The following is a 22,475-nucleotide window of genomic DNA, read 5'->3' as shown; positions in this document are numbered from 1 at the left end:
CTTATTTAATTAATGAAATGTTTCCTTTTCCATTTCCTTTTGTACCATCTGCAAACACAACTGTAAAGTGATATGCAAAAACAGCGGTGTCTAATTTTTTACCTCTATAAGTGCTATCCCAACATTCATCCATTGTTCCTTCGTATACTTTTTCTCCCCAGCGATCGTAGATGACTAATGTCAAACTTACAATACATGGATTTTCAGGGATACATAGTTGGTCATTTAAACCATCATCATTCGGTGAAAATGCATTCGGAATGAGTGTTTTTAAATCTACCGCAGCACCTTCACATGGCGGAAGATCAACAAAAACAGTTACAACATCCGTTGCTGTACAACCATTTGCATTCGTAGCTGTAACCGTATATACGGTTGTCTGCGTAGGTGAAGCAGTTGTGTTGGCTCCGGAAGTAGTTGTTAATCCAACAGCAGGCGACCAAGAATAAGTAATACCTCCGGATGCCGTTAAAAGTGTACTGCTACCATATTCGATCACAACATCTGCACCTGCTGATACGGTAGCCGTATTCACAGTTAAGTTGGTTACAACAATGCTGTCGCATCCACCTGCTGCACTAATTGTATCCGTGTATGTACCCGAATTTCCAACCGAAGAGCCGTCTGGTAACGTATAACTTTGTCCAGCACAAATGGTATCCGCAACAATTCCAACTGGAGGCGGAGTTACAGTTAATATGGTTGTCACAATGCTATCGCAACCACCGGAAGTAGTCACTGTGCTGTTATACGTTCCTGCTGTTCCAGTAGTCGTTCCGGAAGGAAGTGTATAAGTTTGACCGCTGCAAATGGTTGCATTGATTGTTCCAACAGGAGGTGGTGTAACCGTTAAAGTTGTATTGATGACACTGTCGCATCCAGCAATCGTATTTAAGGTATCGCTATAAACACCGGCAGTAGAAACTGTTGTTCCGGAAGGAAGTGTATACGTAGAACCTTGACAGATGATCGGGTTTGCAGTAGTTGTAACAGGTGGATTTACAACAATGGTAATCGTTGATGTTGCTGTACAACCGGCACTGTTGGCTGTAACGGTATAGCTTGTAGTGATTAACGGACTTACAGTAATGCTGGAAGTAGTAGCTCCGGTATTCCAAAGATAAGTTGATCCCCCAGCAGCCGTTAAGATGCTGAAAGCACCAGAACAAATTGGTGAATTTCCAGTAACAACCGGAATGGGAACTGAATTGATTGTAATGGTTGCTGTTGCCGTGGCAGCAGGACAACTTCCAGATGTGGCAGTCGTATTTGTAACCGTGTAGGTTCCTGCAGTGCTTGCACTGACATCAACAACTCCGTTACTTGCATTGATAACTAAACCTGGTGCGGAGGTAAATGTTCCCGCTACTGCTCCTGCACCTAAAGTAGGAGAAGGGTCGGTAGCATTTTGACAATATGGACCTGCATAGCTGAATGTCGCTAATGAGGATGGGTCGATGGTGACAGATGCGGTTGAAGTAGCAGGACAAGCTCCGGAAGTAGTATACGTTACGGTATAGGTTCCCGGAGTGCTTCCTAATAAGTTAATGGTTCCAGTACTTCCGGTGATGGATAATCCTCCAGAAGATGTAAATGTGCCACCAGGAGTGCCGGTAATGGTAGGTGTTGGGTTGGGTCCACTTTGGCAATAGGCTGTTGCACTATAATTGAATGCTGCATTATCCGCTGCATTCACGGTTATAAAACTGGTTTGAGTTAAGGTATCGGATCCGGAAGCATTTATTGCAGTTAAGGTTACGGGATAGGTTCCTGCAGTCGCATAACAAATAGAACTTGGATTTTGAACGGAAGATGAGGCAGGAGTTCCTCCAGGAAATGACCAACTCCAAGCAGTAGGTGAGTTGGTTGTTAAATCTGTAAATGAAATACAATCACCTACACAGATATTATTATCGGATGTCGAAAAGTTAACAACTGGTGGAGTAAGGGTGGTGGTGACAAATGTGAAATTATCTACTTGTGTCCAATCACCCAAGCCACCTGCAGGAAGCTGTACAGTTATAAATGCTCCTGCAACAGGTGCAGTAAAAGTGAAGGTGCGGTTTACCCAAACACCATTTGTAGGAAGAGGGGCCACATACACTGGAGTCCCGAATGTACCTGCAGTATTGCTTACACCAATTTCAACGGCAGGTGATGTGGTAGCAAATGTTCCGAAACAACCTCTGTCCCAATATGAAATGGTATAACTTGTTCCTACAGTAAGTGGTGCAGACAATTGCATTGTAATCGCATCAGTACCCGAACCTGTAAATGCAACATACCATAATCCGTTTTGAGCCAAGCCACAATAAGTGGCAGATGAAATAATATCCATATCGCCAAAGGATCCAAAGGCAACGGTGTTGGACATAAATCCATTGAATGCAGCATTACCTAAGTTGATTTGATCCACTCCGGCCGTGTTGATTTCAAAATCACCATTTAAAAATGTTTGAGCCGATCCATTTTTGATAAATGAAAAATGGAATGAAATGACAATGATTAGTAGTTTGTAAAATTGTTTCATCCTTTTAAAGTAGTATTTCAAATTTACAATAAAAAATCGAGAAAAGAATAGAAAATATTTGGTAAATAAAAGATTCGTAGCAGGAATAAAAATAATATTGATTCACTTGTTTTTCAAAAAATTATGCACCATATTGCGTAGACAAAACTCCACTCAAAAACAGAAGCAATGAAAAAACTACTTACTTTTTTTACAGCATTTTTATTTTCCGTCATGATTGTAGCACAAACGAATGATGCCAATTATCAAGATGGAAAAATTTGGTTTAAACTAAAAGACAGCTATCGTTTTTCAGCTAGTCCATTAAATGCGAAAGATAATTTTGTTCCTTTTGAGGCATTGCCGTTTATTAAAAAGATTGAAAAGGCGTATCAATTAAAGGCATTATCGCTTCCCTTTGCGGCTGCTAAAAATTCTAAAATATTACAACGTACGTATTTGCTGGAGTTTTCTGATTTTGCGAATGTAAATCAAATATTAAGTGATTTGCGTTTGTCGGGTGCTGTGGAATACGCTGAAAAGGTTCCCATGGATAAACATTGTTTAACACCCAATGATCCCAGCTATTCTTCTCAGTGGGGATTATCAATGATTAATGCATCTACAGCCTGGAATTATTTTTCATCGGGAAGTACTATTTCTGTTGCGATTGTTGACGATGCCATTGAACGTACACATCCGGATTTAGCAGCAAGTTTATGGATCAACACCGGAGATAATAATACAAATGGAATTGATGATGATGGAAACGGTTATATCGATGACATCAACGGATACGATGTTGGAAGTAACGATAACAATCCAAATCCAACGACTTCAGCTTATGACCATGGAACGCATGTTGCCGGCATTGTTGGCGCACGTTCAAACAATTCTATTGGTGTAGCTTCTATCGGATTCAGTGTAAAATTAATGTGTGTAAAATCAACATCCAGTTCGAGTTCTGTTACAAATGGATACGATGGTGTGGTGTATGCTGCAGTAAATCGAGCAAATGTTATTAATATGTCGTGGGGTGGTACAGGATCATCCATCACCGCACAAAATGTTATTGATTTCGCGTATGCACAAGGTTGTATTTTAGTTGCTGCTGCCGGAAATAGTGATGTGAATACTCCTTTTTATCCTGCTGCCTATAATAATGTGATCAGTGTTGCTGCTACAACAAGTTCGGATACTAAGGCGAGTTTTTCTAACTATGGAAATTGGGTAGATGTTTCCGCTCCAGGAAATAATATTTACAGCACAACTGTATTGGGTACTTATGGAAATAAATCCGGAACATCTATGGCTTCTCCAATGGTAGCCGGACTTTGTGGATTGATGTTGTCGTTGAACCCAAGTTTAACCCAAGCCGATATTACTAATTGTTTATTATCTACTGCGGATAATATTGATGCCATGAATCCAACCTATATTGGTGATTTGGGTTCTGGTAGAATTGATGCCAATGCTGCGATGCAATGTGTAAGTACAACATTGGCTTGGGCACCTGTTGCTGATTTTGTTGCGAATGTAACCACTGTGAGTGCCGGTGGACAAATTTCATTTACAGATTTATCATTGTATGCTCCAACATCTTGGACGTGGAGTTTTCCGGGAGGAACACCTGCATCCTACATCGGATCAACGCCACCACAAATCACCTACAATACTCCCGGTACTTACAATGTTGTATTAACGGTTTCAAATGTGAATGGAACAGATGGAGAAACAAAAACCGCATACATCACTGTTAACCCTGCAGGAAGTTGCGATACCTTAAACTATCCTGTGCCAGCGGGTTGGACAGGAACCAATTATTATACAGGAGCAACTGTTGGTGCCGATGGCTGGATTAATGGGTTGAATGTGTATGGCGACAAACAAAAAGCTGCGTATTTTGATGCATCATCTACTCCGTTTACGTATGTCACCGGAACATTTATTGCATTTGGAAAAGCATATTCTGCAACACCCGGAAAAATTGTTCCCATTCGTGTATACGATGGTACAAGCGGAAGTCCGGGTGCATTGCTTGCAACACAAAATACAACCATGGGACAAATCATGAGTGATGAGGCAAGTGGTTATTATACACGCATTGAATTTCCAACTCCGGTTTCATTGCCGGCTTCAAAAAGATTTTTTGTCAGTATTGACTTGACAAACTTAAGTTGGACAGGGGTTCCAAAGGATACGTTATCGATTGTAAGTAATGTGCATTTGCAAACAGTGCCATCTGCAATTTGGGAGCAACAAGCAGATAATTCGTGGAAACAATATACTACGGCAGGCTCTTGGAATTTAAGTGCAAGTTTATTTGTTCATCCTTATTTGACGAATGCTCCAACTGTGGCAACATTTACTCAATCTTCGATATCGGTTTGTCAAGGAAATAATATTTCTTACAACGCAACGGGTTCTACTTTTGAAGATACGTTGCTTTGGGTATTTCCTGGTGGTTCTCCAAGTTATTCGAACAGCGTAACTCCAACCGTTCTTTACAATACTCCGGGAACTTATGTGAGTAAATTGTATGTGATTGGAGGCGGTTGCAGTGATTTGGATTCTGCCGAAGTATTGATTACTATTTTAGCAAATCCTGCTGTATCAATTGCTGCATCCAGTTCTGTAATTTGTCCGGGTGTATCCACAACACTTACTGCAAGTGGTGGTTCAGTATCTTATGTTTGGAGTCCGCCTACTGCTTTAAGTGCAACTACTGGAGCATCAGTGATTGCAAATCCAACATCTACAATCACCTACAATGTTTTAGGAACGGGTAGTAATGGTTGTATGACGAACTCAACAATTACTATTGATGTAGATCAACCACCGGTCGCAGCTGTAACGGTTTCGGATAGTACAATTTGTATCGGACAAACCATTTCGTTTGATGGTTCTTTAAGTACGAATGTCACAAGTTTTGCTTGGAGTTTTCCGGGTGGAACACCCAGCTCTTCAACAGCATCCAGTCCGGTAATTACGTATGCAACTCCCGGTTCATTTACTGCAACATTGGCGGTGAGTAATACATGCGGGGCAGACAGTTCGTTTTCTCAGAATGTTTCTGCCGGTTGTGTTGGTATTGATGAATCAAATAATGGAAATATTTCTTCTTATTTTAATATGGATAATTCCTATTTAAATATTCTTGTTGCCAATAATTTGAACAAAGAAAATTTAACGATTATTATTTTTGATGCACAAGGAAAGGTTGTTCTGAAAAGGAATATGTCAGCAAATGATATGGAAAAACAAATTAGTTTGGCTGAAATTAATTCAGGTTTATATATTCTGCATTTAGAAGGAAATCAAACAAATTATAACAAACGATTCGTGAAACCATAAATAGAGTAAAAAGATAAAAATCCCGCTCTGAGAAATCAAAGCGGGATTTTTTTTATAAGGATTCTTCAACAAGTTGTGCAACTTCTTCGCCAACGAGACTGCCAATGGCGACACCCATTCCGCCCATTCTGACGGCACAAAAAACATTTTGACTAGTTGCTTTTACGATGCTTTTTTTATGAGGACCAACGCCCATGATTCCGCTCCAACGCATATCGATTGTATAATTAGTCGTTGGAAGAATCATTGTTTTTAAAAGCGTTTCTAATTTATTTTGAACAAGTTGAGTTAAACCGAATTCGGTGGTTTCCTCTGTTTTAAAATCTAAATTTCTTCCACCACCTAAAAGCACCCTGTTGTTGATATTTCGGAAATAGTAATATCCATCCTCAAAATGAAATGTCCCTTTTAGTTTCAAATTTTTTATAGGTTGAGTAATGATTACTTGCGCACGTGCAGGCTCAACCGGATAGCCGGGTAAAAGTTGTTTTGCAAAGCCATTAGTAGCAATGATTACGCGTTTGCTCTTTATCATTGTTCCATCAGAAGTGCTTATTGATACCGTGTTCCCATCGTCCTCAATTTTTTCAACTTCGTAACCGTTGATGATTTCAACACCCAGTTTTCTAACCTTATTGATCAGGGCTTGAATCATTTTTCCTGTATCAATTTGAGCTTCAGCTGAATTTACAATCATGTGTTTGACATTCTGAAAGCCGAAGGTTTTGATTTTTGAATCAGCGATTTGATAAATATTTTTTTTGCCGAGAATAGGAAAAACGTTTTTGTTGAGGTAGTCGATTTTAGATTCGCATTGTGCAAATTTTTTTTTGCTGTCAAATACTTCATATCCACCCCAATTATGCAAATCGATTGCTTTGTCTCCCAAATTTTTTCGAAGTCGGAGGAGTCCTTTCCAACGTTTTTCAACCAATGTGAATGTTTCACTTTCGGAGGTGTTTTGTATATCACTCAACAATTCACTGGCACTTCCAAAACAAGCAAATCCTGCATTTTTTGAGCTCGCACCGCTTGGCAATGGTCCTCTTTCCAACACGATGATATTTAAATGTTTGTGCTTTTTTTTGAGGTTGAGTGCCGCATTTAATCCCACAATGCCGCTTCCAATAATTGCAACATCAAGGTTGTTAAAATACGTTGTTTTTTCCCAATAACTTAAACTCATGGATATGGCGATTTACAGGCTTTTTTTATAAATGTATGCAAAAAATAGTAAAATTAAAACAGCACATTGGAAAGTGGGATTGAGAGCGTAAATTTTACGAAAAAATAATGGCAAAGTAATTGGAATAAAAATGTGGTTTTTTGCCAAAATTTACGATATTTGCTAATTACTCGCGTTGTGTGATATAAGTTATTGAAAATTAAGTATTAAATATGATTTTTACTCCATTAAATTCCGTTATAAATAAATCAATAACCTTTCTTTTAGGGGTTCTGTTTTTTTGTGTTTTTTCGATTGCAACCTCCGAGCAGGTGCAGGCACAAAATCAATACAACGTAAAAGGAACAGTAAAAAAGAGCAGAAAAAAGACCGAAGGGGCTATTGTTACCTTATATAAAGGCTCACAGCAAGTGTCTCAGCAAACAACTACATCGAGTGGTCGTTTTGATGTGAACATGGATTTGGATGCAGAGTATACCTTAACAATTACCAAGGCGGGACATATAACTAAAAAATTCTATTTCAATTTTAAAGGAATTCCGGATGAACGTGCCAAAGAAGATTTTGGTGGGCAGGATATTGAAGTAAGTATTTTTGAGATGCCGAAAGATCCAGGTGTTGTGTCGCAAATCAATCAGATATTAAGTCAGCCCATTGCTAAATTTTATTACGATGACAAAATAAAAGAGGTTGATTTTGATAAAGCCTATTCACAATCCATGCAAGATGCACTTGCGAAGTTGAATCAAGTAGAGCAAGAGGCAATTAAAAAAGCCGAGGAAGAAGCAAAAAATAAATCAGCAGCAGAAAGTGCAGCAGCCAGTAAATACGAAGCAGCAATTATAAAAGGTGATGCTGCTTTTGCAAAAAAAGATTATACCACTGCCCGCGCAGCGTATACCGATGCATTGAGTATTAAACCGGGAGAAGCGTATCCCAAAAATAAAATTGTTGAAATTGAGAAGTTGATTGCAGATGCAGCTAAAAATGCAGCTTTGGAAGCGGATTACAAAGCAGCCATTGCAAAAGCGGATGCTGCATTTACTGCGAAAAATTATGATGCCGCAAAAATTTCCTATACCGATGCGTTGAAATTAAAACCCGCAGAAGCTTACCCCAAAGGGAAATTGGATGAGATTACTAAGCTTTTGGCAGATGCAGCAAAAAATGCAGAGCTTGAAAATAAATACAAATCCGCTATCCAAAAAGGAGATGCAGCACTGAGTGCGAAAACCTATGAAAGTGCAAAAGCTGCTTATGCAGAAGCTTCAGGATTAAAACCTGCTGAGAAATATCCGAAAGATAAAATTGCAGAGATTGATAAAATTCTTGCAGATATTCTGGCAAAAGAAAAAGCAGATAAAGAACTGGATGATAAATACAAAACTGCAATTGCAAATGCAGATAAATCGTTTGCTTCAAAACTTTACACATTTGCGAAGCCGGGGTATGAAGAAGCCTTGAAATTAAAACCGAATGAGGCCTATCCAAAAACGAAGATTGCAGAAATTGATAAAATCTTAGCTGACCTTGCTGCAAAAGAAGGCGCAGAAAAAGCTCAAAAAGAGAAATACGATGCAGCGATTGCAAAAGGAGATAAAGCGTTGGCAGGGAAGGATTATGCTGGTGCAAAGTCGGCTTACAATGAAGCATTATCGGTTAAACCAACAGAACAATATCCAAAAGATAAGATTGCGGAAATTGACAAAGCACTTGCTGACGCTGCAGCAAAAGATGCGGCAGAGAAAGATCGTTTAGCGAAAGAAAAAGCGTTGAATGATAAATACAATGCAGCCATTGCAAAAGGAGATGCAGCATTAGCAAAGAAAGATTATGCAACTGCGAAAGCAGGTTATACAGAGGCAACAGGATTGAAATCGGCTGAACAATACCCGAAAGATAAGTTAGCCGAAGTAGAAAAGGCTTTAGCGGATGCTGCAAAAGGAGCAGAAGCGGAGACTAAATACAAAGCAGCCATTGCAAAAGCAGATGCTGCTGCAAAAGCTAAAAATTTCGAGGCTGCGAAAGCAGGATACAATGAAGCATTAGCAATTAAAGGATCAGAACAATATCCAAAAGATAAAATTGCGGAGATTGATGCTTTCTTAGCGAAAGATGCTGCATCAAAAGAGCAAAACGAAAAATACAATTTAGCTATCGCTAAAGGAAATAAAACGTTTGATGCGAAGCAATACGAAGAGGCAAAAGCAGCATACAATGAAGCATTGGGATATAAACCTGCTGAAGCTTATCCAAAGGCACAATTAGCAGCAATTGATAAAGCAATTGCTGATGCTGCTGCGAAGGATGCGGCCGACAAAGCTCGTTTGGCAAAAGAAAAAGAATTGGCAGAAAAGTATGCAGCTGCAATAGCCAAAGCGGATGCTGCTTTGGGAACCAAGGACTACCCTGCAGCAAAAACAGCTTATAGCGAAGCATTGACCTATAAGGCAACGGAGAAGTATCCGAAAGATAAAATTGCCGAAATCGATGCGATACTTGCCAAAGAAATGGGGGCAAAGGCATTGGAAGAAAAATACAAAGCTGCCATTGCAAAAGGTGATGCAGCCATTACTGCGAAGACCTATGCCGCTGCAAAAATAGCATTCAATGAAGCAATCGGCTACAAACCGAGCGAACAATATCCGAAAGATAAATTGGCGGAAGTAGAAAAAGCATTGGCAGATGAAGCAGCCGAAAAAGATCGTTTGGCAAAAGAAAAAGAACTGGAAACAAAATACAAAGCTGCTGTTGCAAAAGGAGATGCTGCTTTAAAAGCGAAAACGTATGCTGCTGCAAAAACAGCTTACAATGAAGCATTGACCTTAAAAAGCGCAGAGCAATATCCAAAAGATAAAATTGCAGAAATTGATGCGCTCATCGCTAAAGAAATGGGTGCAAAAGAGTTAGATGAAAAATACAAAGCAGCGGTTGCCAAAGGAGATGCGGCTTTTAAAACAAAAGCCTATGAGGATGCAAAATCAGGATACAATGAGGCGTTAGGATTTAAACCTGCAGAAGCCTACCCGAAATCACAACTAGCTGCTATCGACAAAGCAATTGCGGATGCAGCGGCAAAAGATGCTGCTGATCAAGCGCGCTTGGCAAAAGAAAAAGAATTAGCAGAAAAATATGCTGCCGCTATTGCCAAAGGTGATGCTGCTTTGGCAACTAAAGATTACGAAGCTGCAAAAACCGGTTACAATGAAGCGCTTGCATTAAAAGCAACTGAGAAATACCCGAAAGATAAAATCGCGGAAATAAACGCCATTCTTGCCAAAGAGATGGGTGCAAAAGAGTTGGAGAAAAAATATGCGGATGCTATTTCTAAAGGAGATGCCGGTTTGAGTGCAAAAGAGTATGCCGTTGCAAAAACACAATATACTGCTGCCTTAGCTCTTAAACCATCGGAACAATATCCGAAAGATAAATTGGCAGAAGTGGAAAAAGCGTTAGCAGAAATTGCAGCAGCGAACAAAGGAAAAGAATTGGAAGCGAAATACACTGCAGCCATAGCAAAAGGCGATGCTGCATTTACTGCAAAAACATACGCTGCCGCAAAAACAGCCTACAACGAAGCATTAACATATAAACCTTCTGAACAATATCCGAAGGATAAAGTTGCTGAAATTGAAACATTGTTGGCAGGTGATGCTGCAGAAAAAGCACGTTTAGCAAAAGAAAAAGAATTACAAGCAAAATACAATGCTGCAATCGCAAAAGGTGATGCCGCATTGAAAGCAAAAACCTATGCTGCCGCAAAAACAGCTTATAACGAAGCGTTAGCAGTTAAGCCTGGTGAGCAATATCCTACAGATAAACTATCAGAGATTGATTCATTGATGGATGCTGCTGCGTCTGAAAAAGATCGCCAAGCGGTGGAGGCAAAATATAAATCTGCCATTGCGAAGGGCGATGCCGCATTGAAAGCAAAAACCTATGCTGCCGCAAAAACAGCCTATAACGAAGCATTAGCAGTTAAGCCCGGGGAACAATATCCTACAGATAAACTATCGGAGATTGACGCATTGATGGATGCTGCTGCGTCTGAAAAAGATCGTCAAGCAGTGGATGCAAAATATAAATCAGCCATTGCGAAAGGTGATGCTGCGATGAAAGCAAAAACGTATGAAGCTGCAAAAACAGCGTATAACGATGCTTTGGGAATTAAATCTTCTGAACAATATCCTAAAGATAAATTGGCTGAAATTGAAAAAATATTAGCCGAATTAGCAAACAAAGATGCAGCCGGCAAACAATTGAATGAAAAATATTTGGCAGCAGTTGCAAAAGGGGATGCAGCATTGGCCTCAAAGATTATGATGGAGCAAAGTCCGCCTACAACGAAGCGCTTGGATTAAAATCAGCAGAAAAATATCCGAAAGATAAGATTGCGTCTATCGATGCAATGCTTGCCAAAGAAGCTGGAGCAAAAGAGTTGGAAGAAAAATATAAAGCTGCAGTTACCAAAGGGGATGCTGATTTTACTGCAAAAGATTACGCAGCAGCAAAAACAGCTTACTCGGAAGCAAGTACTTTAAAACCTTCGGAACAATATCCGAAAGATCAACTTGTAAAAGTAAACGCAGCATTGGGTGACATTGCAAAAACACAAGCTGTTCAAGCGAAATACGATGCAGCGGTTGTGAAGGCAGACGGCATTCTCGCAAAGAAAGATTATAACAATGCTATTTTAGCATATAAAGAAGCACAAGCAATCAAACCAAATGAACCTTATCCTGGAAATAAAATTTCTGAAATAAATTCAATTGTTGATGGCTTGGCAAAAGCGAAAGCAAAAGATGCTGAATACCAAGAAATTATTGCAAAAGGTGATAAATTGTTTGAGCTGAAAGATTATAAATCAGCGAAAAATAAGTACCTGGACGCATCATTGGTAAAACCAACTGAAAAATATCCGAAAGATAGAGTGGCAGAGATTGATGTATTGCTAAAAAAGAAAAATACAACAACTACCACAACTACAACAGCAAACAATGATCAGTTCAAAAGTGAGTTGGCAAAAAAATATCCGGAAGGAATAACTGAAGAGAGTGCAAGAGAAAATAATGCGAAAGTAACCAGACGCATTGTTGTAAAAGGATCGGAAGGTCACTTGTATTTGAAAAAGGAAACTTCATTTGGTCCGATTTATTACTTTAAAGACAATGTGCCTATCACGGAAACAGAATATTTAAGAGATACTGAAGTTCAATCACAATAAATAAATTATATGAAAAAAATCATCGGAATTGCTCTTGTTGCGTTTGGAGCTCTTGGAATGAATGCGCAAAATGATGTGGAGTTAAAATTAACGCTACGCGATGGAAACGTAGTAAGCGGTACTTCCAAAATTGCAAGTGTTTCATTAACTACCGCCTATGGTAAATTGGAAGTGCCTATTAAAAATGTTACTGCATTGGATTTAGGTATCGTAAGTGATAAAGCAACAACTGATAAAGTTGGAAATTTGATAAAACAATTATCCAATTCAAATGAACAAATGCGTAAAACAGCGTATGATGAATTGGTGAAAATGGATATTAAAGCCATACCTGCGATTTCTGATTTTATTTACTCTTCTAAATACGAACCCTCTACCTATACCGATTATACTGCCGATGCAGCAATTGGCGAACTACAATCCAAATTCAATGTGTTGGATAATATTTCGGATAAAGATGTGGTCTCCATCGATTATGAATATTCAATGGGTGGGATTTATGAATTTGCAAAAATTGATTTGAAAACCGAGTACGGAACGTTGAGCATTCCAAAAGAAAAAATCAAACACATTGATGTGATGTATACCGGTGATAGTGGAAGTGGAGACATGACCTTTAAATTGTTAGCAACAAAACACATCAGTTCGAATACAAGTGGTGGCTTTTTAAAAACGGGTATTATGCTAAAGCAAGGACAAAAGTTTAGCATTACTGCAAGTGGTGAAGTAACTTTTGCAAGTTTATCAGGAAGTAAATACAAACCAGATGGTTCGATTGCCGGAACAACAACTGCCCCAATTGCAGATTATGAAGGCGATTATGGTTCAGGAAGCACATATCCCGCTTATGGAAATGTGGTGTATAAAATTGGAGAAACGTCTACACAAGTGTTAAAAGCGGGTGCTAAATTTAATGGTGTGGCTGCTACTTCTGGTATGTTGTACATTTCGATTTATGAAACGGTTTACAATGCCAGCAACACAGGAAGCTATACCGTTAAGATTTCATTAAAATAATCTATGCGTCTACATTCAATTTTTAAAACAAGCATAACGACCATGGTCTTATGCTTGTTTTCGTTTAATGCCTTTTCTCAAGTTTATTCTAATAAAGAGTCATCTACCTTTTCATTTACAGCAGGGATGACCAGCTCGAATTTAATTTACGATTCTGTAAAGTATAAGTCGGGCATTTCTTTTACCGGTGGTTTTATCTATACAATTGTTTTGTCTGATAATTTTAATGTTGGCGCAGAATTATTGTATACCGGAAAAGCTTTTAAAAATGATCAACCCATTATTAAATACCGCTACTTTTATTTAGATATTCCGCTTTATGCTCAATATAAATTGGGCGAGAACATTCGATTCAATTTAGGTGCGCAATATTCTACTTTTATCAATTCGCAAGTGGTTGTGTTAGATCCGGCAAATGCGAATGGTGTTAATGTCAAGCCCTATAATAATATTAAGCCGGCTGATGTGGGTGTGTTGTTCGGGACAGAAATTGACCTTACAAAAAACTTAGCATTGACTGCTCGATATACTTTGTCTGCATCTACATTTTTGAGTAAAAATCAAGTGAATTTTGGTGTCTTTCAATTGTCGTTTAACTATTCGGTGTATCGCTCTTACAAACAGTTTTTAAATCGTCATAAAGAAAAAGAATAAATGGCAATCGTTCGCTTTTGTAGTATCTTATTTGTTTGTCTGCTTTTAGATGCATGCAATTCATCCAATGCTGTTGAGCGAAATCATTTAGTAGTAGAAGCTGTTTTACCGGATGAAGATTTTATGCCTACAACAAATACCTATTCGTGGCTGAGCAATTACGATGTTAAAAACGCATTGGTGAACAGAATTACTGTTCCGAAAGGATTTACCAGGATAGAGGTTGAGCCAAATTCGTTTGCCGACTGGTTGCGTTACCTTCCTTTAAAACCCGGAAATCCGGATGTGCATTTGTATAATGGAGAACTAAAGCGTTATCAAAGCGGACATGCAGCGGTGTTGGATATTGATGTTGGAACAACTGATTTACAGCAATGTGCAGATGCTGTCATGCGGATGCGTGCTGAATATTTGTATTCGAAAAAAGACTACTCCTCTTTGCATTTTAATTTCACAAGCGGGCATACAGTGGGATTTAAAAAATGGAGTGAAGGTTATCGAACAGTTATCAAAGGAAATTCTGTTACGTGGTCAAAAAATGCTGCTGCGAGCGATTCTTACAAAACCTTTAAGAGTTATTGTACGACCATTTTTAATTATGCAGGAACCTCTTCCTTGAGCAAAGAATTAAAAAAAGTAACAGATATTAAAACGATTCAAATCGGGGATGTCTTTATTTTAGGTGGTTTCCCTGGGCATGCTGTATTGGTTGTGGATGTTTGTGAAAACAAAAGTACCGGAGAGAAATTGTTTTTGATTCAACAAAGTTACATGCCTGCACAAGAAATTCATGTGCTCAAAAATTTAAATAATTCCGAGATCAGTCCATGGTACAGCGTAAATTTTTCAGGTGATTTGGAAACACCTGAATGGACGTTTACCATAGAACAGCTGATGCGTTGGTAGGTTATTGGGTGACTAGTAACTAGGTGATTAGGTAATTGTATGATTGACTGTTGCGAATCTCATCACTTATTTGACTCCTCCGATTTCCTTCTATATAATTTATGAGAGATCACCTTTGGCAGCATTGGATGTAGCATTTGCCCGACATAATGTTTTGGAAATGCTTCTTTAATCCCAAATTGTTCTGGTTCATGATTCGGACAAACATAGGTACCGAAAAGAACATCCATAATGGGAGAGATGTTCGCGTAATTTCCTCTGTCTCTTTCTAAATCATGGTGCCAATGATGCAATTCTGGGGCGCCAATTAAGATTCGAAGTTTACCAATTGGCAATCGAACATTCGAATGAATGTAGATGGCCCAAATTCCTCTGAAAGCGATCAATCCAGCAATTGTTTCCAAAGGAAATCCCAAAAGAAATGCCGGAAGATTAATTAATCCAACGGTGTAAATGGTATCGAGCGGATGTTCTCGGTGTGCTGCCAACCAATCCAAGTGTTCGGCCGAATGATGAACTTTATGAAACCGCCATAAAAAATCTACTTTATGCTGAAGACGATGTCCCCAATAAATTAAAAAATCACTCAGCAATACCACTTCGATTGCTTGCAGCCACCAAGGTTGATTGGATACGTTTGATCGAAAAGTTGTTGGAATAATATCATCCAGCCAGAAACGGAAATAATTCATGGCCCATAATACCAATGTTCCCCAAAGTAAGTATTGTCCGAAAAAATAGCAGAGGTCTAATAGCCAAGATGGGCGAATTATTTTTTGTTTCAACTTAGCTGGAAATACTTTTTCCATTGGTAAAAACACCAAAAATAAAAAGCATAAACTGATGATGGCAGCTTCCGTTGATTTATAAAATTCCATTACTAGAGCTGATTACTTTGGCTTTTTTGTTGTGTCTTTATCCGATTGGGGTTCGAATATGATACCCGACTTAGAACTGCTCATGGTACTTGATTTCTTTAAAGGCTTTTTGGGAGTGGTATCCTTAGCAGGAGCAGTTTTAATCGGTTCTATTTTAAAGTTTTTGGGAATCACCATGGATTTCGAACTCGACATCATTTCCTGGTCGATGATAATTGAATCTTTTGCGACAATTGGCGTATCAAGAGCTATCTGATTTTCTGTTGTGTTGGAATTGTAAGCAGTTGTGCTGTTCGTTGAAAATGAGAAATTGTCGAATGCGCCTACGCGATAAGAAACAAAACAAATAATCAACAGCGTAAAAACGGAAACCGTAATCACTTTGATGGTAGTAGTTGGAGTTTTGCTCATGGCAGTAGTTTTAATTTTGTATACCAAACTTACAAAAATACTCTGTCAATAAAAAATCCCCTTATCGATTTCTCAATAAAGGGACTCTCTACCACGCCATGGTTTCGTTATTCAAGGGCTTCACAATAAATGTTAAAGGGTTCTAAGCTTTCAATAACATCGTTGATTACAAGGGGACAGCTTTCTATCCTCAATACTTTATCACAATCGTCCAAATCAATGTTCCATTTTTCAATTTTAGCATGTGTTGATAAAAAGGAATCCGCATTTTTAATTTGTTCTACGGAATTGATGTTGGTCTTGAAAATATGAATCGCTGTTTGCATCGTTTGTTTGATTATTAGTGATTAGCCTAAATGACTGTTGTCGTTGGAATTTGATTTTACTTCTTCTTGTGGCCAGAATTTACTTCTGCACTTATCTTTTAAACGTAGTTTAAACTGTTCTTTCTCCTCTTCAGTCATGTTGCTCATCTTGTCGTGCATCCGCTGTTTCCAATTGTGGTGACGGTTGTGATGGCCGCCCATTTTTTTACCAAATCCTCCGAAAAGAATTTTAGATAATACGAGCAAGCCTAATGTTTGCCAGAAATTAATTATAGGTCCGTGAAAGAGTTCCGGCACCAGCCAGTTCCAGAGATACATGGTTCCAAAGATGAAGAGTGGAACAAGGAATACGATTCCGGCAATAATCTTGACTGCCATTAAAATTTTATGTTTCTTATTCATGTTTTTAAGTTTTTTATCCGCAGTTATTAAAAAGCGGTTTAGTTGTTTAACAATTCAATGTAAAGGTTTCTCAAACGCTCTTGTAAATACAATACAGCATATCTTTTACGAGAGATGACCGTTTTTATATTTGTATCTGTTAATTCAGCAATTTCTTTCAGGCTCTTTCCATCTATTTCGTGAAGTACAAACACTTCTCGTTGGTTCTCCGGCAATTCGTCTAATGTGTCCGCTAATACTTCTGATATCAGCTTTAACAATAATTGTTTGTCGGCCGAAGTTTCCATTGAAGGAATAATGTCTGAAAGTAAAAGAGCTTCATCTTCATCCGAGCCTTTGAATGATATATCATCCAACCGGTCAGGTTTCATTTTGCGATACCAGTCGGTAATTTTGTTCCTCGCTACTCTGTAAAGCCAAGCTGCAGTATTTTCTATGGTCTCACTTTGCACCAGCTCGTAGAAGACATCCTGCAGGATATCTTCGGCATCCTCTATAGTAGGTGTACGGTTGCTGATGAAAGATAAAAGCTTTCCTCTTTCTTTGTTGATGGTCTCGGAAAGAGCTTCGTCTTTTGCTTGACTTTCGACAGTATTTAGCGTTTGTTCAGCCATGTTTGATTATAAAGACGAATGGAAAAGAGGAATACTTTAAAGAATTACGTATTTTTTTTGATGTGCTGATCAATTGATAGACTGAAGTGCAGATTTTACTTTCATTTTTAATGCTAAATAGTACCGTCATTGCGAGCGGAGTGAAGCAATCTCATTGTAGCTGTGATTGCTTCGTACCTCGCAATGACGTTCAGAATTAGCATTAAATTCCAACAAAAATGGCGAAACTAACGCTTCGCCATTCAAATAAATCGGAATCAAAAGCTTTATTTAATCAAAGCAGGAATTCTGCGTTGTGCCAAATAAAATGCTCCGAATAAAATCGCATTGTAAAATACATCACCTAAAAGAGTTGGAGCAAAAAACGGAATACCTAATACATACGTTGTTCCTAATCCTGCAGCACCTCCAGCCATTCCACTAGCAGCCCATACACCAAAATTGGTAATGATGAAGAACAATACCGATGAAAGAACGGATGCAGCTAATACGGTTTGAACGGTAGTGTTACGTCTCACATATAATCCGATTGCCGATGTGATGATGAAAGCTACATAAACATAAACGATGGTGTTGTGGAATCCCCAGCCGGTAGTGAATTCTAAGATAATATCTGAAAGCATCATCGCCAATAAAGGCACAATGAATGCCAAACGTTTATCGGAAAAATAAACACCACCAAACAAAGCCATTGCAGCAATAGGAGTGAAGTTGTTGAAATGAGGGAATACACGGCTCAATGCAGCCAATAAAATAGCGGATGTGATGAATATAAAACGTGGTGTAAATAATTTAGAATTCATAGTTCTTGTTTTTTTTGATGCATCAAAGATAATAAAAAGTTTTCTTAGTCATTTAGTTACTTTATTACCGAGTCACTTAAGTTTGAATCACGCCAACATTATAAGGTTTCAAGATAGGAGCATGGTTGGCCATTTCTATTCCCATCGAAATCCATTTGCGAGTATCTAACGGATTAATAATTGCATCCAGCCAAATACGTGATGCTGCATAATACGGTGTTGTTTGCTGATCGTAGCGATCTTTTGTTTTGTTATACAATTCAGCTTCTTTCTCAGGGGTAATGACTTCTCCTTTTGCTTTCAGTGAGGCCACTTCAATTTGTACCAATACTTTTGCAGCTTGAGCTCCACCCATTACAGCTACTTGTGCTGTTGGCCATCCCACAATTAATCGCGGATCATACGCTTTTCCGCACATTGCGTAGTTAGCAGCGCCATAACTGTTTCCAATGATGATGGTAAATTTGGGTACAACCGAATTTGCCATTGCGTTCACTAACTTTGCACCGTCTTTGATGATGCCACCATGTTCGGAGCGAGAACCTACCATAAATCCTGTTGCATCTTGTAAAAACACCAATGGTATTTTTTTCTGATTACAATTCATAATGAAACGAGCTGCTTTGTCGGCACTATCACTATAGATAACACCACCAAATTGCATTTCGCCTTTTTTGCTTTTCACCACTTTGCGTTGATTGGCAACAATTCCAACAGCCCATCCATCCACACGTGCCAATCCACATAAAATGCTTTGTCCATATCCTTCTTTGTATTCTTCAAAATCCGATTCATCAATCAAACGATCAATCACTTCCTGCATGTCGTATTGTTTGTCGCGCATATCCGGAATGATACCCAAAATATCTTTCGGTTCTTTTTTCGGTGCTTTTGCTGCCACGCGATTAAAGCCAGCTTTATCAAAATCGCCTACTTTACTCATGATGTTGCGAATACGATCCAATGCATCTTTATCGTCTTTGCATTTATAGTCGGTTACACCGGATATTTCACAATGTGTTGTTGCACCGCCCAATGTTTCGTTGTCAATGTTTTCACCAATTGCTGCTTTCACTAAATAGGAACCTGCTAAGAAAATACTTCCCGTTTTATCAACGATCATCGCTTCATCACTCATGATGGGAAGGTAAGCGCCACCGGCCACACAGCTTCCCATTACAGCAGAGATTTGTAAAATCCCCATACTGCTCATTACGGCATTGTTGCGAAAGATTCTTCCAAAATGTTCTTTGTCAGGGAAAATTTCATCCTGCATTGGTAAATAAACGCCTGCGCTATCCACCAAATAAATAATGGGTAAACGATTTTCCATCGCAATTTCCTGTGCACGTAAATTCTTTTTTCCGGTGATTGGGAACCATGCACCTGCTTTTACTGTGGCATCGTTGGCAACAATAATACATTGTCTGCCACTCACATATCCAATTACAATAACAACACCTCCGGCCGGACAACCACCATGTTCTTTGTACATGTCTTCACCGGCAAATGCTGCAATTTCTAAGGTCTCCGAATCCTTGTCGATAAGGTAAGCGATTCGTTCACGAGCGGTCATTTTACCTTGCTCATGCAATTTATCTATTCTGGTTTTGCCGCCTCCTAAATATATTTTCTCCAACCTACGTTCCATTCCGGAAATCAGTTGTTTCATTACATCTTCGTTTTTGTTGAATTCTATATCCATAAATATTTAGTAGTTGTAAAGTATTCCTAATTGTAATCGTCATGCCGTGCTACGACATGGCATCTACCTGTTAGATATCGCTGCCTCAATTATAAGATCCCGTGTCGCGGCACGGGATGACAGTTAGCAATAACAGACTGCCAAATATAACAACAAATACCTGTTTTTGGTTCAAAAAATAGGTGGTTTTTTAAAGAAAAATCAGATGGTTTCCAAGGCTTTGGAACCCTCGTTGAATAAGAGGTCGACAATGCTTAAGTTTGGTAAAAAACCGTGGCGGGGTTCAAAAACCTGCATATAGGGCTGGGGCGTGAATTGGGTATCCAAACTCAGCGCTTCTTTTGGAGAAATAATGTCGCGGAAATCATCCGCGTTGGAATATGTTTTTAGATACTCTTTGCTGAATGAATAAGTTGGTTTTAATTTTAAGAGTTTTAGAATTTCCTGATTCAGTTCTTCGTTTAAATCTACTAAAAAATCAAATTTCTTATCGGTATAAAATGGCAAAAAATCATCTTCGAAATATTCAAAAAAAGGCGAACGTCTATAACACGATTCCAAACTTCGCCAATGTAATTTTTGCCAATCGTATTCGTATGATATTTTGATGTCTTTGGTTGCTTGGCGGTGATTACGTTTTACCAAGGGAATGCTCAAGGTTAATATGCCATTGGGAGAATACACGTCACATCGACTTCTATAAGTTTGCTTCGGAAAATGTTCGTGATGCTCAATGATGCATTCTGAATAATTTTTCAGCTTGGAATAATATTGAATGGGAGCGAGGTATGCGGAAGATAAAATTGATAATTGGTTCATTGTTTCAATAGTTCATTATACGGCTTGCCCGTTCTATGTTTTAAAGTTATTTGGTTATATAATTTTTTATTATTTTTTTTAGGTCCGAATCGTATTCAATATACCAATAGTTTTCTAAAAATGAGTCGGTTTCTTCTTTACATTTAACAGATAAGGAACCTGAAAAATTTGAGCGGTCAATCATGACTTCAGCTACTTTGCATTCCATTAAATTATACCATTTTTCTTTTTTAGTATAAAATAAGTGATTTTTATTTATAATAAAGATAGGGTTCTTGAAGATAAACTTATGAAACATACGTATCAAAGGAATCATAAACAAGAATAAAGCTACAATCCAAAATAGTTTGAATTCAGGATCAGGATCGGTTATAAAATAATAGAGGTAGAGCCCTAAAAATATAATTAGAACAATAAAAGTTAGCCAAGTAATTTGAGAACTATAATAAAATCTGGTCCCTTCAATATGATCAAAGTTTTGCCTGTTGAGAAGTAATGTTTTTTTTATGTTTTTAAACATATTTAATTACTCAATTACTTTATTACCTAGGTACCTGGTCACTTAGTTACTTAGTTACTTAGTTACTTAGTCACCTAGTTACCTAGTCACTTAGTCCACCGACTTAAACCAACGATTTCCTCGAATTCCACCATCATCCGATTTATCTATCGACATTAAAATTAGAACGGTTTTTCCTACAATGTGGTCTTCGGGAACAAAGCCCCAGAAGCGTGAATCAGCCGAGTTGTGACGGTTATCACCCATCATAAAATAGTAATTCATTTTAAACGTATACGAAGTTGAATATACTTCGTTGATGAAAATAGAATCGTTGCTGACACGCAAGTCGTTTTTTTCATACACTTTTATAATCCGTTCGTAGAGTGGGAGGGAGTCTTTGGTAAGTTTAACGGAGTCTCCTGCTTTCGGGATGTAAATCGGACCGAAGAAATCAACGTTCCATAAAAAATGTTCGTTCTCAGGAAACATATAATCGTTATAGGCACCTTTTCTATCAATCAAGGGTTCAACTGAGGTAACATGCGGAAATTTTTTCATTTTCTCCACATTTTCAAGTGTGAGTGTAAACCAAAATTCTCCTTTGTTTTGCATGTGATCGCCTTCCGTAATTCCAAGCAGCTTTAACGAATCATTGTTCAGAGAATCCACATCGGCTTTTATTTTATAATCGAATTGTAATTTTTCAGGATTGTCGCTATACGTTCTATTGATGTATACTTGTCCATCGCGCAATTCCAATGTATCTCCCGAAATGGCCACACAGCGTTTGATATAGAAAGTGCGTTGGTCGACAGGTCGTTCATCTTCTACCGGCCAATTAAAAACCACCACATCATTTCTTTCTAAATCGGGTGAGCCGAACAAACGCATGTAAGGGATTTGAATCCAATCTAAATATGAATTGGTGTTTTCGGTAAAGGGTAAAATCTGATGTGCAAATGGAAACGACAACGGAGTGTTCGGAATCCGTGGACCATAACTCAATTTGCTTACGATGATGTAATCACCTGTTAACAAAGACTTTTCCATCGAAGGCGATGGAATGGTAAAGGCCTCAAAAAAGAAAATTCTGAATAATAAAATGGTAAAAAAAGCAAAGAGTATTGCTTTTCCCCAATCCAGTATGACGTTTTTATTCTTCAAT

General features: G+C 38.4%; 17 protein-coding genes. 6 read left to right on the top strand and 11 right to left on the bottom strand.

Going from position 1 to position 22,475, the window contains the following annotated elements:
• Window position 1: 1 nt before the first annotated feature.
• Window positions 2–2,530 (bottom strand): gliding motility-associated C-terminal domain-containing protein, encoded by a 2,529-nt coding sequence (locus IPP64_08740; protein MBL0329486.1) that lies wholly within the window; start codon window positions 2,528–2,530, stop codon window positions 2–4.
• Between the two features lie 168 nt (window positions 2,531–2,698).
• On the opposite strand from IPP64_08740, the gene IPP64_08735 reads away from it, so the two are divergent.
• Window positions 2,699–5,863, top strand: coding sequence for a S8 family serine peptidase (locus IPP64_08735; GenBank protein MBL0329485.1), 3,165 nt, complete (start codon window positions 2,699–2,701; stop codon window positions 5,861–5,863).
• A 52-nt stretch (window positions 5,864–5,915) separates the two neighbouring features.
• On the opposite strand, the gene IPP64_08730 is transcribed toward IPP64_08735, so the two are convergent.
• On the bottom strand, window positions 5,916–7,049 hold the full coding sequence (locus tag IPP64_08730) for an FAD-binding oxidoreductase (GenBank protein MBL0329484.1): 1,134 nt from the start codon (window positions 7,047–7,049) through the stop codon (window positions 5,916–5,918).
• A 212-nt stretch (window positions 7,050–7,261) separates the two neighbouring features.
• Between IPP64_08730 and IPP64_08725 the strand changes: the two genes are divergently transcribed.
• The 5 genes from IPP64_08725 to IPP64_08705 are packed head-to-tail and all read left to right on the top strand — an operon-like array spanning window position 7,262 to window position 14,850.
• Window positions 7,262–11,410 (top strand): hypothetical protein, encoded by a 4,149-nt coding sequence (locus IPP64_08725; protein ID MBL0329483.1) that lies wholly within the window; start codon window positions 7,262–7,264, stop codon window positions 11,408–11,410.
• Between the two features lie 47 nt (window positions 11,411–11,457).
• A complete protein-coding gene (locus IPP64_08720; protein ID MBL0329482.1) occupies window positions 11,458–12,273 on the top strand; it encodes a hypothetical protein in 816 nt (271 codons plus the stop codon).
• A gap of 9 nt (window positions 12,274–12,282) precedes the next feature.
• Entirely contained in the window at window positions 12,283–13,290 is a 1,008-nt protein-coding gene (locus IPP64_08715) for a hypothetical protein (GenBank protein MBL0329481.1), read from the top strand.
• Between the two features lie 3 nt (window positions 13,291–13,293).
• Window positions 13,294–13,944 (top strand): PorT family protein, encoded by a 651-nt coding sequence (locus tag IPP64_08710; protein ID MBL0329480.1) that lies wholly within the window; start codon window positions 13,294–13,296, stop codon window positions 13,942–13,944.
• Window positions 13,945–14,850: a DUF4846 domain-containing protein gene (locus IPP64_08705; GenBank protein MBL0329479.1), complete on the top strand. Its 906-nt coding sequence runs from the start codon at window positions 13,945–13,947 to the stop codon at window positions 14,848–14,850.
• A 62-nt stretch (window positions 14,851–14,912) separates the two neighbouring features.
• On the opposite strand, the gene IPP64_08700 is transcribed toward IPP64_08705, so the two are convergent.
• The 9 genes from IPP64_08700 to lepB form a co-directional block, all read right to left on the bottom strand.
• Window positions 14,913–15,728 carry a sterol desaturase family protein gene (locus IPP64_08700; protein ID MBL0329478.1) on the bottom strand — a complete coding sequence of 272 codons (816 nt, stop codon included), beginning with the start codon at window positions 15,726–15,728 and terminating at the stop codon, window positions 14,913–14,915.
• Window positions 15,729–15,740: 12 nt separating this feature from the next.
• Window positions 15,741–16,139 carry a hypothetical protein gene (locus IPP64_08695; protein MBL0329477.1) on the bottom strand — a complete coding sequence of 133 codons (399 nt, stop codon included), beginning with the start codon at window positions 16,137–16,139 and terminating at the stop codon, window positions 15,741–15,743.
• Window positions 16,140–16,246: 107 nt separating this feature from the next.
• Complete coding sequence (locus IPP64_08690) at window positions 16,247–16,465, bottom strand: hypothetical protein (GenBank protein ID MBL0329476.1); 219 nt, start codon at window positions 16,463–16,465, stop codon at window positions 16,247–16,249.
• A gap of 21 nt (window positions 16,466–16,486) precedes the next feature.
• On the bottom strand, window positions 16,487–16,867 hold the full coding sequence (locus IPP64_08685) for a hypothetical protein (protein ID MBL0329475.1): 381 nt from the start codon (window positions 16,865–16,867) through the stop codon (window positions 16,487–16,489).
• Window positions 16,868–16,905: 38 nt separating this feature from the next.
• Complete coding sequence (locus IPP64_08680; protein ID MBL0329474.1) at window positions 16,906–17,481, bottom strand: sigma-70 family RNA polymerase sigma factor; 576 nt, start codon at window positions 17,479–17,481, stop codon at window positions 16,906–16,908.
• Window positions 17,482–17,747: 266 nt separating this feature from the next.
• Window positions 17,748–18,284, bottom strand: a complete 537-nt coding sequence (locus IPP64_08675) for a hypothetical protein (GenBank protein MBL0329473.1) — start codon at window positions 18,282–18,284, stop codon at window positions 17,748–17,750.
• Window positions 18,285–18,360: 76 nt separating this feature from the next.
• Window positions 18,361–19,989, bottom strand: coding sequence for an acyl-CoA carboxylase subunit beta (locus IPP64_08670; GenBank protein MBL0329472.1), 1,629 nt, complete (start codon window positions 19,987–19,989; stop codon window positions 18,361–18,363).
• 201 nt (window positions 19,990–20,190) lie between these two features.
• Complete coding sequence (locus IPP64_08665; GenBank protein ID MBL0329471.1) at window positions 20,191–20,808, bottom strand: WbqC family protein; 618 nt, start codon at window positions 20,806–20,808, stop codon at window positions 20,191–20,193.
• Window positions 20,809–21,418: 610 nt separating this feature from the next.
• The gene (lepB, locus tag IPP64_08660) at window positions 21,419–22,474 is read right to left on the bottom strand and encodes a signal peptidase I (protein MBL0329470.1); all 1,056 of its coding nucleotides are present in this window, start codon (window positions 22,472–22,474) and stop codon (window positions 21,419–21,421) included.
• Between the last annotated feature and the right edge of the window lies 1 nt (window position 22,475).

This window comes from Bacteroidota bacterium, from assembly GCA_016722565.1.
Taxonomy (GTDB): Bacteria; Bacteroidota; Bacteroidia; order 2-12-FULL-35-15; family 2-12-FULL-35-15; genus 2-12-FULL-35-15.
This window is presented reverse-complemented; position numbering and strand designations above follow the sequence as displayed.